Below are 15,393 nucleotides of genomic sequence, written 5' to 3' on the forward strand. Positions count from 1 at the left end.
GACCACAGGGGCCGCAGGGCATCCAGGGCATTACCGGACCGCAGGGGTCGGAGGGACCGCGCGGCATCCAGGGCGTCACCGGTGCTCCGGGCGAAACAGGTCCACAGGGAGACCCCGGCAGCACTGGTCCGATTGGTCCCACCGGACCGCAAGGCCCGCAGGGAACCGTTGGGCCGACCGGCGCACAGGGCATTCGTGGAGACACCGGACCGATTGGGCCCGCCGGACCAACCGGCATCACCGGGCCGACCGGTCCCATCGGCGACATTGGAGCAACGGGGGCAACTGGCGCAACCGGTGCTACAGGCGCCGCAGGACCGACCGGCGCTACAGGCTCCACCGGCGCTGCGGGGGCAACAGGCCCGACGGGCGCAACCGGAGCTACAGGCCCTACTGGACCAACCGGGCCGGTTATAAACGTCACGGCATCCCTTTCCAGCCATGCCGCACAGACCTTCACAGCCCCCACCTATGGTCTCATCAGCTTTGACCGGGCATTTGGAATCAACAACACCTCGCTTGACGCTTCCGGCAGAAATCTGCAGATACAGGAAAGCGGCATGTACATGATCAGTTACGGTGTGCTGTCCACTACCGGAGCCCCCGGCACCTTTACGATCAGCTTCACACCCGGCGGATATGACGATTCCGGCGAACTGCGGCTGACCGCGAACTCCATGGTATCCGGCGTCATCATCCGGCGGATGGGAGCGGGAACACTCGTTGGCCTGCATATTGATTCCGTAGACAACAACACCACCATCTCCCTCCCTGCCACCACCAGATATGCCAATGCTTATCTGGCCGTAGCGCGCATCGGTCCATATCCCGATACATAAAAGCATCATGAAAACCGGCGGTGTTTTGTGAAACGCCGCCGGTTTTTATGATGACCCAAAAGACAGTACCCGTCAGGCAAATAATCTGTATCAATCGGCTTCACAGGTATTTACATTATGAAATGGGTGTGCTACAATGTTTAGCAAACAGGATGTTCAATATTTTATAACACATTTTTAATTTATTTTATTTCTTAACAACTTTAATTAATAAAATAAAAGAATGTTACATGGGCAGACCGTAACTTCATGGTACAAATCTCCATACTTCCCTTTTTTGCGTGCCAGACGAGGCAAATCTGGAAAACGATCAGACAAACGTCCATACCAAAGCATTGATCGTTCCTTGCATCTTCGTTTCCCGAAAAGCCCGTCTCACATACATCCCGCACCGTTTCGGTCCGGGTATATCCGTACACACACCGCCGGCTTGTCAGGCTGAAAGGAGGCTGCCGCCTGCCGGTAAAAAGAGAAAAAATGAAAAAACAAAATGGAGGAACCAACATTGAAAAAGAGGCTATTTTCGCTATTTTTATCTCTCACGATGGTTGCAGGCAGCATCAGTGTTCCGGCCGTCTTTGCTCAAAACAATGCCGATTCCAATTCATCCCGCTATGAGGCGGTGCATGAAGCGGCCGAGGAACGAAAAATCTCCTTCAACGAGGACTGGAAATTTTATCTGGAAGAGGGACAAAGCGTCCCTGATGCATCGAAAAAAGACTTTGACGACTCCTCGTGGAGAACGCTCAGCCTACCGCACGACTACAGCATCGAACAGGATTTCGACCCCAATTCCCCGGGCGGCAGCAACACCGGCTTTCTGAATGGCGGTGTTGGATGGTACCGCAAAACCTTCGTACTGCCCAAAGAGATGGATGGGAAGACCATCACCATCAACTTCGGCGGCGTATACATGGACTCTTCAACCTATGTCAACGGAAACTTCGTCGGCAACTACCCGTATGGCTATACCGCGTTCTATTATGACATCACCGACCAGGTCGTCTGCGACGGCGTAACCCAGAATGTCATCGCCGTCAAGGTCAACCATGAGGACCCCAGCAGCCGGTGGTATTCCGGAAGCGGCATCTATCGGAATGTCGACCTCGTGGTAACCGATCCGGCCCATCTGAGCCGGTACGGCACCTATGTGACAACGCCGAATCTGGAACAGGAATATCAGAACGGCCGCGCCGTGGTCAACGTCAAGACCAAGGTACAGAACGACGGCGAACAGCCTGCCGATGCGGCGGTGAAGACCACCATCTATGACGACGAGGGCAACCTCTTCGCCGATACCCAGACAACCGGCGTGCAGAGCGTCGGCGCGGATGTTGTCGAGTTCGAACAGAACATCGAGACCACAAAGCCAGCGCTCTGGTCGACCGACGAGCCAAATCTTTACACGGTCGTCACCGAAATCACCGTGGGCGGCGCTGTCGTCGACACCTATGAGACGACGCTCGGCTTCCGCTGGTTTACCTTCGATCCAAACGACGGCTTCAGCCTGAATGGACAGTGGATGAAGATCAACGGTGTCTGCATGCATCACGATCAGGGTGCGCTCGGCGCGGTCGCAAACTATCGGGCCATCGAACGGCAGATGGAGATCATGAAGAGCATGGGCGTCAACGCCATCCGCACCTCGCACAATCCGGCCGCGGACGAGCTGTATGAGATCTGCAACAAAAAAGGCCTGCTGGTCATGGATGAATCGTTCGACTGCTGGGAATCCAACAAACGATCCAAGGACTACGCGCGGTTCTTCAGCAAATCCGCCACCCATCCTGACGCTGCGGGCATGACCTGGGCGGAATACGACATCAAGCAAATGGTGGACCGCTCCAAAAATGAACCGTCCGTCTTCATGTGGTCGATCGGCAACGAGATCGTCGGCGCAAGCGTCGGCACCGCACAGAAGCTGAACCGCTGGGTCAAGGAAATCGACGACACCCGTCCGACCATCCAGGGCTTCAACAACTTCATCGGCAGCTTCAACAACGCCGGATCCAAAGAGGTCGCCAAACAAAGCGACATCGCAGGCTTCAACTACGGTGAGAAGAACAACGGCTACAGCTTGGACGCGGCGCATCGCGAGTTCCCCGAATGGCTGATCCTGGCAAGCGAAAGCTCCTCGGCAGTCCGCAGCCGCGGGCACTATGCCAACGACGACCAGCTTTATATCCGCAGCAGCTACGACGGTTCCGGCACGGTCGGATGGGGCAGCTCGTTTGAGGACACCTATCAAACCGTACGCGACCGGAAATTCGTCATGGGCGAATTCATGTGGACAGGCTTCGACTATATCGGGGAGCCTTCCCCCTATAACAACAGCTTCCCGTCTAAAAGCTCCTACTTCGGCGCGGTGGATACCGCCGGCATCCCGAAGGACGCCTACTATATGTATCAGAGCGTCTGGACCAGCGTCGAAGAAAATCCGATGGTCCATCTGATGCCGCACTGGAACTGGGAAGGCAGCGACCAGCCGATCCGCGTACAGGCATACTCCAACTGCGCGAAGGTTGAGCTCAGACTCAATGGAAAGACGCTGGGCACCCAGTCCTACGAGCAGAAAACCACCAATTACGGCCTGCCGTATCAGGAATCCTCCGATGGACATCAGTACCTGCAGTGGAGTGTCCCGTTCGAGGAAGGCACGCTGGAAGCCATCGCGATGGACGCGGACGGCAACATCCTTGCGCGTGACAGCTACACAACCGCCGGCGCGCCCGCATCGGTGGAGCTGACGCCGGACCGCAACATCATCACGGCGGACGGAAAGGACCTCTCCTACATCCTGGTGGAGATCAAGGACAAGAACGGCAACATCGTCCCGACCGCTGAAAACCTGGTCAATTTCCAGATTTCCGGTGCCGGCAAAATCGTCGGTGTGGACAACGGCAATTCGACCTCCATCGAATCGTATCAGGACAACAAGCGCAAGGCGTACAGCGGCAAGGCGATGGTGATCGTACAGTCGACCAAGGAAGCCGGTCCCATCACGCTGAAAGCATCGTCCGCAGGGCTTCGCGGCGACAGCACGGCCATCTTCACCGCGGACCCCGAACGGGAAGATGAAAATTATCTGCTCGGTTATGAGAGCTTTGCAGACGTACTGACCGAGCGCGGTGAAATTCCACAGCTTCCGCAGGCCGCGACCGCAATCTACAGCAAGGGCGAAACCAAAGAACTCGCCGTCAGCTGGAAGCCGTATGACGAAGGTCTGCTGGAGCAGATCGGCGCCTTCAACGTGGAAGGTACTGTCGATGAAACCGGCGACACCGTCAGCGTGCGGGTTGTCGTCGCGGATGTCATCGGCTACAAGGATGTCAGCATTGTGACCGCGCGCGGCACGGTTCCCCAGCTTCCCGATACAGCCGACGCCGTCTACAGCACCGGCGAAACCCGTCCGGTTCCGGTTACCTGGGAACCTCTCACCGCAGAGGATGTCGCAGAGGTCGGCACCTTCGTCAGATACGGCACTGTGGACTCCGACAGCCGGAGGGTCAGGATGAACGTCCGCGTGGACGAAGCCGAGGTGAGCTACCGCTACACCGACGTCGCCGCCAAGACGGCTGAATGGCCGGTTGAACCGAGCGCATCGTTCGAACAGGGCGGCGATTACATCCGTTATATCAATGACGGCATCGTCGGACGCAACTCGGCAAACCGCTGGACCACCTGGATGAGCGATCATTCCAAGTTCCCGCTGACCGCCTGGACACAGCTGACCTTCCCCGAAGAGATCACAACAGGCCGTGTCGGCATGGACTTCTTCTACAACACCGAATGCGGCGCGCCGCCGAAGATGACCATCCAGTACAGCGACGACGGCGAAACCTGGACGGACGTCACCGGACAGGACAACTTCAGCACATTTGATGAGACCAAAGAGAACTACATCAATTTCGATCCGGTCACAACCAAATACCTGCGCTGGTACATGTCCTCCGAGACAACGCCGAAAAAGTGCTACGCATTGACCGAGCTGCATGTCTACACGCCGGCCCAGGAGATCGTCACGCCGCCAAAAGCCAACCGCACCGCTAAGCTTGACAGCATCACCGTCGGTTCAGAAGCGCTCGAAGGCTTCGATCCCGACACCATGAGCTATACGGTTGATCTCCCCTACGGCGCAGAAATCCCCGAAGTAACCGCATCCGGCGAATCCAGCCGCGCAACCGCCTTTGTGGTCCCGGCCATCAGCGCCGCCGATCTCACGCAGATTCTGGTCACCGCTGAGGACGGGGAGACCGTCAACGTCTACACCATTCAGTGGAACGAACAGGCGCCGGTGCTCCACGAGGCCGCGCTTGAAATCGAAAAAACCGACCTGACCGAAGACGATGTTCTTCCGATTGTCCTGACCGCCAAAAAACAGGATGGCTCGGTCGTTTCCAACAGCCTGTTGGATGTCAGCTATACCATTGACTCTACCGACGGCGGAGAAATCCAGATTGTGGACGGCAAGGTGTACGCCTACACGGCCGGCACCGTTTCTGTTACGGCCGTCGTCAGCTATGAAGGCGTCACGGTGGAAAGCGCGCCGCTGCTGCTCAGCATTGCGCCGAACACCGTCAAGAAAACCATCATCTCCTATGAATCCGTCAGGATCACGACCGATAAGGGCATCGCGCCGGTGCTGCCGCAGAAGGTTCGGGCTGTCTTCGACATCGGACTGCCGCGCGAGGTAACGGTGAACTGGGATGAGATCCCGGCAGACCGTTACGCGAAGTTCGGCGAATTCACGGTATCCGGCACGGTGGACGGACAGGATTTGAAGCCTGCCGCGAACGTTCTGGTCAAGGGTGTAGTCGGCGTCCAGCAGTTCTCGGCTGTCACGCCGCTCGGCATGATCCCGCTGCTGCCGGACCGCGCATCGGTGTATTTCAGCGACGGCAGCGTCGATGAATATGCGGTCGACTGGAATGAAACAAGCCAGTCCCCGTTTATGGTGGACGGCGCTATCGTCACGGTCGGCGGCACCGTCAAGGGCGTCACCTATTCGGATGGCGGCGCGGTGACGGCGCAGACCTCCATCCGCGTGACCGGCAACACCCGTAAGGGCGACAACTTCACCGGCTATAAGAACGGTTTCTATCTGCCGCTCGGCATCGCGTCCTTCACGAATCCGCTCGGCGTCTCCAAGGACAGTGCTTCGAAGCTCAACGACAACATCATCTCCCATGAAAACGCCGGCAACAACCGCTGGACCAACTGGACCAGCGCCGGAAGACCGGACGGCGATTGGGCAGGCGTCATCTTCGGCCTGGAGGAGATCACCTCCCGCTATATTGACAACCTGGAAATCGATTTCTACATCGATCACGGCGCGTCCCTGCCCGCCTCTTATGAAATCCAGTATTACGACGGACCGGCATTCGCCAAGCCGTCCAACCCGGACAACGTCGATGCGGCACACCCGCTGTCAGACGATAAAAACTGGAAGAGCGTCGAACATCTGACGCTGGATGCTCCGGATGCGCTCAGCGAGACGGACACCAACTATTTCAGCTTCGACGCGGTCAAGACCTGCGCCATCCGCATCAATATGAAGCCGCAGTCCGGCAAAGCTCTGGCCATCACCGAAATGGTCGCCTATGACAAGGTGCCGACCGCAAATTCCGCCATCCGGACTGACAGTATCCTTGTGGACGGAAAACCGCTCGATGGATTTGACGAGACGGTTACCGGCTACAACTATACCGTCAGCGGCGACACACTGCCTGAAATCACGGTGCAGACCGGTTCAAACAACGAATCCGCAACGATCGTGAACGCCAAGGACGCAAACAGCGAAGCAAAGATCATCGTGAAGGCGGAGGATGGCGTAACCAGCAAAACCTACACCATTCGGTTCAGAAAATCATCCGGCATGACCTTAGAGCAGGCTGCGGACGCACTGGAGCAGGTGCATGCAGACGAAACCAACGTCCCGCTTTCCCTTGAAATGCGCGACAGTCTCGAGGAACTCCGCGCGGCTATTGGCAATCCTCAGCTTGGCGAGGATGAGAAAGACGCTTTAATCCAGAAGGCGGAAGCGCTGCTTGCGCGCGCCGGAACAGAAGCGCCAACCAAGCTTGGCGACACGGACGGGAACGGAACGCTCAGTATCGTCGATCTGATTCTTGTCAAACAGGGCATTCTGGGTGTGACGGACCTGACACCTGCACAGAGAACCGCCGCGGACTGCAGCCAGGACGGCAAAATCAACATTTTTGACCTGCTGCGTATTAAACTCGATATCCTGAATGGAAATCTATAAGTATTGAGAATGCGGCCAAATCCCGTATCAGAAACGCCATGGACAGATCTGTCCATGGCGTTTCTATATGGAAACCTATAAAAATGCTGATCTTACATCTCATATCCGCAGCCTGTCAGAATCTTTAACGGTATTTCTGCCAAAGCATGCGGCAGACAGATAAACCGATATGTTACTCCCCTGCCTGATCATTTTCCGTATAAGGACGGACATGTGCCGTTTTTCATTCAGGACAGCAACGACTCGATCAAACCGCTGCAGGAATTGGGGCTGGCGGTCGGTTCCAGACGCGCCATCACCCGGCCGTCGCGGGAGATCACAAATTTCGTGAAATTCCATTTGATATCCGGTTTGTCTTGATAATCCGGATCATCCTTTGCAAGGATATCATCCAGCACACCGGTCAGGGAATGGCCTTCATCGAAACCGCGGAAGCCTTTCTCCTTCACTAGATACTGGAACAACGGCAGCGCATCCGGACCTTTGACCTGCGTTTTGGCAAACAGCGGGAAGCTAACGCCGTAATTTCTGGTGCAGAATTCCTGGATTTCCTCATTGCTGCCGGGGTCCTGTTCGTGGAACTGGTTACAGGGAAAACCCAGCACAACAAAGCCTCTGTCTTTGTATTCCTGATACAGCTCCTCCAGTTCCTGCAGCTGCGGTGTAAAGCCGCATTTGCTGGCGGTGTTGACGATCATCAGAACCTTTCCCTGGAAGCTGTCCAGACCGATCTCCCTGCCGTCCATTGTTTTGACGCGAAAATCATAGATATTCATGTAATACCGCTCCTTTCTATGATTTATTATGGGACTAATCCTGATTGGTATGCGCCGCAGTTCAATTTTTCATTCCAGATGCATCCGTTTCAATTCATCTGATGTTATTCCTAATATAGCATTCATGTCCCCTGCCTTTATTTCAGATACGGCTTCATATTCACCACCTTTACTCCAGATACGGCATTCAAATCCCCCGCTTTTACTCTAGATACTGTATTCAAGTCCAACCACCTTAATTCCAGAGCCGGCACTCAAGTCTATCCGCTTTTATTCCAGATAGGGCACTCAAATTTATTCGTTTTAATTGCAGGTATGGTACTCGTATCCTTCCGACGAACCGGCCGCTGCGTTAAAAGCCGCAAAAGAGCCTCATGCCGCAAAGCTGAGCTTTGCGGCATGAGGCTTTATGGTGTATATAAGCTATGGTTTAGCCATTGAGGATATCAAACTTGACAGCCACGAGGTCAAAGATGTTGAGGATGCCGTTGCCATCTTTGTCAGCCGCGGCAAAGTATGCGCCTGACAGCTCGTCACGGCCCAGAATCGACGACTTCATGCCAAGCAGATCTGCGATGCCGACGAGTCCGTCTCCATCGACATCGCCGGATACAACCACCTCCAGGGTGTCGACCGCTTCGCCGTTTACATAGGAGACCACCTTGCATCCGGTTCCCACAAAGCCGCTTTCGACCGGGGTTCCGTCTGCATGGGTCACTTCAATCGTGACGCCTTCCTTCTGGGCGAACAGCGCAATCAGTTCGTCCGCGGTCAGTTCCTTTGGCGTACCGGAGACATAGCCGTTTTCGCGGTCGATCTCCAGGGAATCCGCATCCAGCGTGCCGTCTACGACATTGACAACGCAGGTCGCCTGCTTGTCGCCGACCGTCGCCGTGATGGTCGCGCTTCCCGTTCCGATGCCGGTTACAACGCCGTTTTCATCGACGGCTGCAACCAGCTCGTTGTCAGAGACATAACTGACCGGTTCATTGTACAGGTTGGTCGGATAGATATCCGCTGTGAGCGCCTTCTGCGCGTCCTTAGCAAGATTCAGCGCGGTTTCGCGCAGCTCGATGCCTTCCAGCGGCGGCATGTTGTATACGCGGATCTCTGCGGCAGACGCATAGTTGCCAACCGATGTGACCGCATACAGACGCAGGTTGGTGACCTCCATCTCTTCAAACTCGATGGTCTTCCAGCCGTCCGAACGCGCGAAGGTGCCGGTTGCGACTGTCTGATAGGTCTGTCCGTTGTCGGTGCTGGCTTTGAGCTCATAGTTCAGGATGGTTCCGTTGCCGGCGCCGGCTCTCGGCAGGTACTGGTAGCTGTTGACCTTGGTAGGACCGTCATTGAACTTGAGGTCGATCCACATCTTGTCACGGGATACGCCGTCCCAATCGGTGTGCCAGAGGGTATTCTCCTTGCCGTCCAGTACCTTGTCGGCCGATTCGCTTGCGGAGTTGGAATCGCCGCAGGTTGCAGTCAGGGAACCAACCGGAATAGCCGTGCTGAACGCCTTGGTCTTGATCATGACAGGCTCGCTCAGATTGCCTGCGGCATCCCTTGCCACGACCTTGTAATAGAAGTATCCGTCGCGCACGACGTCTTCCTTGAAGGATACTGTCGACGATACCTTCAGCAGGCTGTCCGCACCCGGCACAAACTCTGCGTGGTCGGCGCCGTAGATGTCGTACTTGACAAAACCGCTGTTGTCGGCGGACTCGTTCCAGGTCAGGGAGACGATGCCCTTCTCATCCGCCGTTGCTCTCAGGTTGGAAACCGCGCTCGGCGCGATGGTGTCCTCTTCGCTCTGATCCTCTTTGAAGGTCAGCGTGAAGTTCACCGTCTCGTTCTGCGGCGCATCCAGGATGATTTCCGCATAGTTGCCGAACGGATTGATCTTGCAGCTTGCGGTGACATTTTCATTGTCGATCGAGAAGTTCTCGATGGCCAGGTTGTTGTCGTTCAGCGAGATGATCGCCTTGTAGCTGTCGTTTGCAACGATGTCAAAGGTTCCGGTCATGGTCATGGAAGCCTTGTCGTAGCTGACATCCTTCGCGTCAAACGCGCCCTGCAGGACATGACGGCTGGTCGAAAGCAGATACGGATCCTCACGGACTTCGCGGACTGCCATGGTCTTCATCTCGTTCTTGCGGATATCCAGCGACAGGATGTCGGAGCCTTTAAAGCGGCCGATGTAATCCCAATCCCAGAAATCCCAGATTTCATACTCTTTATCCGAATCCAGTCCAACGCCGCCGAACGCGCTGTCTTCTCCAAGGTCGGCGCTGATGGTCTTGGTCTGATTGCTGGTCTGGTTCCAGAACAGCAGGATGTGGTCGTCATACGAGGAATCAAATTTATAATCCAGGACTTCCGGGTTGATGTCGTATCCGCCCTCGAACAGGCCGACCGGTCTGGCCGCGATGCCGTCGATCGGGAACGGTACGATCTTGCCGATATCCTTGATTTTTTCGTCGCTCATGCGGTTGACGCTTTCACCCAGCGTGGTCTTGCCGAAGAAGAAGCCGGTACCGGTGATCTGTGCTCTTCTGAGATCGGCATCGTCGCTCTCGAACACCTTAACGTCGGAGTAAAGCAGCTTGGTCTTTCTGTGGCGGTACCACTGATTGACAGCCACCTTCGCGATGTTCGGATTGAATTCGTTGGTGTCGCCGATGTTGCGCTGGATGTCTATGAGACCGATGGCAAGGTCCGAACCGCTGTATTCCCAGGAGTTCTCACTGACACGGACATCTCTGCCGACATACTTCTTCGGCAGCGCATAGATGTTGCGGTATGCGGAGACCGCCGTCGCATACTTGTCCTCAAAGCCGCCGGTCTTGTCCAGCAGATAGCCGCCGCCGGTTCCCTTGTACTGGCCCGCATAATCGTAGAAGATCGAGCGCAGTCCCGCATCCTTCAGGTTCTGGTAGACGCCCTTCATATGTTCGATGAAATCCGGATCGGTGTAGTCCGGTCCCTCATTCGGGTCGTTGTACAGCATGTGTCCCGGATACTGTTCGCAGTAATCGTCGGAACGATAGGAAGCCTGCATATAGGTTCCGCCTTCGCCGCCCGCGGCCTGCATGCCCGCAATCCAGTCCTTCATGGTCGGATAGGTCGGGGTCAGATGTCCGAAGGAAAGCCAGTGCGCGTCATCCCACCAGAGCTGCTCGTTCGGATTGACATAGGTGTCCGGCTCGACGCGCAGATTCGGGCGTGCATAGTTTGCAAGGCCCCTCGCATACAGGTCTTTGACCTCCTGCACCGCGAAGTCCGCATTGTTCGCGCCGGGGGTAAACCAGTTGACATACCACAGGCATTCATAGATATACGGGTCAAAGTCCATCAGCTGGACATCCATCGCCACAGCCTGCTTGGCCGCGTACTGATCCAGAGAGTCATACGGGTTCTTTTCGGTGAAGTTGATCAGCGCCTTGTCTCCGACATACAGCTGGCCGTCGTCGACAAGCTTGCCGGTGTTGTCATAGATTCTGATCTTCGCGTTGATGCTCTTTCTGCCGCGGTTTTCAAGCGCGCCGTTTGCATCAAAATTCGTGTCGATGGTGTTCTGAAATTCATAAGTTGTGAGTCCGCCGATCAGGAAGCTTTCCAGCTGCGGCTTGTTGCGGTAAGAGATCATCAGGTTGTTTTTGGCGGAGGTGTTGACGCCCTGCTTGACCTGCGGGACGGTCCAGTTGCCCTCGCCGGTCAGGACCGCATGGTTCTCCGCCGGGTTTTCACCTGCAAAGATGCCGCCCTTTTCCGAATAGTTTGCAACCATCGGATACATCTGCATCAGCTTGACACCTTCGCCGGAATGGTTGACAAGGCCGCCGCGCATGACGATATCGCCGCTTGCATCCTCCAGCGCGACATCAAAGACGATGCTGTTCATGCCTGCCTTTTCGCCGATCAGCCGCAGGGTTTTGCCCGCTTCGCCGTCGGCCGTGATGTCTTCCATTTTGAAGGCATAACCATTTATGCTCTTCTCGTCGTTGACCTGGCAGTACGCGTTCAGCACATACGGCTTGCCGCTTTCCTGCTCATAGGCGCTGTAGTAACCGGTCCGCAGATCGAACAGAATGCGCACATCCTTGTTCTGGATCATCGCAAAGCGGCCGGAAATGGTGGAGATCTCAGCCTTCTCAGGCACCTCGACACCGTTCATCGAAACAATCGTTACCTGATCTGAAACCTCGGGATTGCTGTTGGAAACAGCCTTGACATCAAAGCTGCCGGCCTTATTGATCTGTACCAGGCCGTTTTCATCGATCGATGCGATTTCAGGATCTTCCGAAATGATCGACCAGGTGACCGACGGATCGGTTGCGTGCTTCGGCAGCACCGACGCAGCCATCTGCACTTCGCCAAGCTCGGTGCGGATCGTTTCGCCGTCCGCCGGTGCGACAGAGAGCCTTCTGACCGGTACAGTGTCCCCATAATCGGTGTCGAAGAAGATGCCGTTCACAAGCGAATTGGTTTTCAGCGGGCTGTAATTCTCGTTGTTGAACACAACATCGATCGAACCCTTGAAGAAGGTCGTGATGTATTTGCCTTTTGAAAGCTCTTCCATGACGATCCTGTCGCTGACCGGCGTCTGTGTGCCGGACTCAAAGAGCTGTACGCTCTGTTTTCTGCCGTTTTCATTCTCCGAAACCGTATAGAAGGTGATCTGATGCAGCTCGTCGTCGTTCGCTTTGATGCGGACAGTCTGGCGCTTATCGTCAAAACGGTAGCTGATCTTGCGGTTGCCGTCCGGGTCGGACGGATCCTGCAGGCCCTCGGTATACTGCGCGCCGGTTTTCGCGATGTAGCCGCCGCTGCGGTCTTCGGTGATGTAGTTGATTGAATCGATATAGTAAGGCAGGTCTTCAAGATCCGTGCTGCCGTTCCAGCCGCACAGGACATAGCCGTCCTGGCCATATGAGCCGATCCAGTTGCCCTTGCTGGTGTCGTCGGTCATCCAGGAGGCAATGCCTTCGGACAGAACCGTGACGACCATCTCACCGCTCACACCGGAGCCGTCCGCCGCTGCCGCGGTGACCTTGTATTTGCCGCCGCTCTCGACGGTCAGCCTGCCGTCGTCCGTGATCGAGACGGCGCCCGCGTTCTCGCTGTCCAGCGCTTCAGCCGACCAGCTTACATCCTTGTTGGTTGCGGCATAGGGAAGCACCGTCGCCTGCATCTCAATCGGCATATCGGACAGCGTGAAGATGGCATTGCCGCTTCTGGTGGTCACTTCGACGCTTTCCGCCGGAACGTTTTCCAGCATGCCGGTGTCGAAGAAGATGCCGTTGACCAGCGTGTTGGTGTGCAGAGGATTGTAGACCTCGTTGTTCAGCACGATGTCAACCGAGCCGGTAAAGCTTGCGGTCACATATTTGCCTTCCGAAAGCTTTTCCATGATCAGCGCATCGGTCAGAGCATAATTCGTATCCGCGCGGAACATCTGCACGCTCTGTTTTCTGCCGTTCTCGTTCTCCGCGACAGCATACAGCGTTACCTGATGCACCTCATTGTCATTCGCTTTGATTTTGATGGTCTGGCGCTTGTCATCGAATCGATAGGAGATTTTCCGCGTGCCGTTCGGGTCAGCTTTGCTCGGCAGGCCGTACTGCAGGTCGCTGCCGGTTTTGGCGACATAGCCGCCGCTGCGGTCCTCGGTCACGTAGTCGATGGAATCGATGTAATCCGGCAGATTCTTCAGATCGTTTTTATTGTCCCATCCGCACAGGACATAACCGTCCTCGCCATATGCACCAATCCAGGCATTCTGCGTATCGCCATCCACCTTCCAGGCCGATTCGCCGCTGTCTGCCGCGGCTCCAATGATTCCCGTCGAGAGGATCATGGCGCCGGCAAGCACTGCTGCAAGCGCGCGCTGTAATCTTCGTTTTTTCACAAAATTCACTCCTCTTTTTAATTTCCGTCTTGTTTTTTATCTCTATACGATCATTGCGATGGATAAAATCACTGCCTCCTTATATCAAAAATATATGTATGGATAGGTTTAGCAATTAAAGTATATCATTTCAAACTTCATAAGTACATGCAATATTCTACGATTTATTAGTAAAATTCTACGGTATTTTATCCTTTGTATGACTTAAATAATACTTTTTCAAATTCTATTCGAACCAAGGAAACCGTTCCATGATGCATATTCCAGCAGTTCCGTATTTCCATTCTTTGAAGCTCTGGAAAACGGTCGTCATTCCGCCACATATGCTTTCAATTCTAAGCGCACATACCTTCAGGCCCGCAAAAATAAAAAGTCGTGTGGACGGGCCTTAATCCCCACACGACCTTTTATTTTCAGCTGTCAGAAAAAACACACCATTCGCTTTACGTTTTACGCAGCACCACTCGTTTCGCCAATATTTGATTTTTTCCGCAGCGTCATAAAAATAGCATAACAATTCTTTCCTCGTTTTTCAATAACCTCGATCCATAGTTTTTTGTTAAATTTCATTTTACTGTGAGAAATCTGCGATCTTCTATTGCGTCTGCTTCACTCATTATTTTTCCCGCGGCGATTTACGGATTGGATAGATTGTGCTATACTGGTTCATAATGAAAGTTATTGTTCCAGCCGTTGACGTGATTCAGCAAACAGCTGTCTGACCAACCTGAAAAGGAGGAAATCTTTATGCAGCAGAAAGTAAGGGAATATGCCCTGATTACCCTGAGCACGTTTATGATTGCCGCCGGCGTCTACTTTTTTAAATTCCAGAACAATTTCTCCTTCGGCGGTGTGACCGGTGCGGCCGTGGTCATCAGCAAATTGTTCGGCGGGGCCGTATCATCCTCCACCGTCAACTTTGTCATCAGCATGGCGCTGCTGGTCGTCGGGTTCGTTTTCCTAGGAAAAAAATGCGGCATTAAGACGACCTATTCCAGCATCCTGCTTTCGGTCCTGATTTCGGTGTTCTCGTTTCTCTGCCCGCTGGATGGGCCGATCACCGACAGCCCGATGCTGGAGCTCTGCTTTGCAATCGGACTGCCCGCGTTTGGTTCGGCGCTGCTCTTCAACATGGGCGCCTCCTCCGGCGGAACGGATATCATTGCAATGATTGTCAAGAAATACAGCCGCTTCAACATTGGACGGGCTTTGCTGTTTGTCGATGCCCTGATCACACTGAGCGCATTCCTTGTTTTCGATCTGACAACCGCGCTCTACTCCATTTTGGGTTTGATGATCAAATCCCTGATGATCGATACGGTGATTGAGAGCATCAATCTGTGCAAATACTTCAACATCGTATGCGTCAATCCCGAACCGATCTGCGACTATATCACGCAGACGCTGAACCGGAGCGCAACCATCTGCGATGCAGAGGGCGCCTTTTCCCAGGAAAAGAAGACCATCATCTTTACGGTGGTCAACCGGCCGCAGGCGGTGCAGCTGAGAAAATTTATCAAACAGGAAGAGCCTTCCGCCTTTATCCTGATTTCCAATACCAGCGAAATCATTGGACGTGGTTTTCATCAGACCGTTTGACGGATA

At 54.7% G+C, this 15,393-nt stretch carries 4 protein-coding genes and 1 pseudogene; 3 read left to right on the top strand and 2 right to left on the bottom strand.

The annotated features are described in order from the left end of the window. Positions 1-839, top strand: a pseudogene (locus tag BN348_RS14305) (hypothetical protein); the annotation flags it as partial. A 505-nt stretch (positions 840-1,344) separates the two neighbouring features. Then, a complete protein-coding gene (locus tag BN348_RS13125; protein ID WP_197068298.1) occupies positions 1,345-7,104 on the top strand; it encodes an Ig-like domain-containing protein in 5,760 nt (1,919 codons plus the stop codon). 227 nt (positions 7,105-7,331) lie between these two features. Here the strand turns inward: BN348_RS13125 and BN348_RS06720 are convergent, their stop codons facing one another. Both BN348_RS06720 and BN348_RS06725 read right to left on the bottom strand, forming a co-directional pair. Continuing rightward, the gene (locus BN348_RS06720) at positions 7,332-7,880 is read right to left on the bottom strand and encodes a glutathione peroxidase (RefSeq protein WP_040197076.1); all 549 of its coding nucleotides are present in this window, start codon (positions 7,878-7,880) and stop codon (positions 7,332-7,334) included. Between the two features lie 430 nt (positions 7,881-8,310). Further along, positions 8,311-13,788 (bottom strand): Ig-like domain-containing protein, encoded by a 5,478-nt coding sequence (locus BN348_RS06725; protein WP_040197077.1) that lies wholly within the window; start codon positions 13,786-13,788, stop codon positions 8,311-8,313. Between the two features lie 747 nt (positions 13,789-14,535). Here BN348_RS06725 and BN348_RS06730 point away from each other — a divergent pair. Beyond that, positions 14,536-15,387, top strand: a complete 852-nt coding sequence (locus BN348_RS06730; protein ID WP_040197078.1) for a YitT family protein — start codon at positions 14,536-14,538, stop codon at positions 15,385-15,387. Positions 15,388-15,393 lie beyond the last annotated feature (6 nt).

It is taken from the genome of Candidatus Soleaferrea massiliensis AP7 (assembly GCF_000820765.1).
Lineage (GTDB): Bacteria > Bacillota > Clostridia > Oscillospirales > Ruminococcaceae > Soleaferrea > Soleaferrea massiliensis.

Excerpts from the sequence above, each read along its gene's own strand:
- BN348_RS06720 (WP_040197076.1), bottom strand. The coding sequence starts at position 7,880 with ATGAATATCTATGATTTTCGCGTCAAAACAATGGACGGCAGGGAGATC.
- BN348_RS06730 (WP_040197078.1), top strand. The coding sequence starts at position 14,536 with ATGCAGCAGAAAGTAAGGGAATATGCCCTGATTACCCTGAGCACGTTT.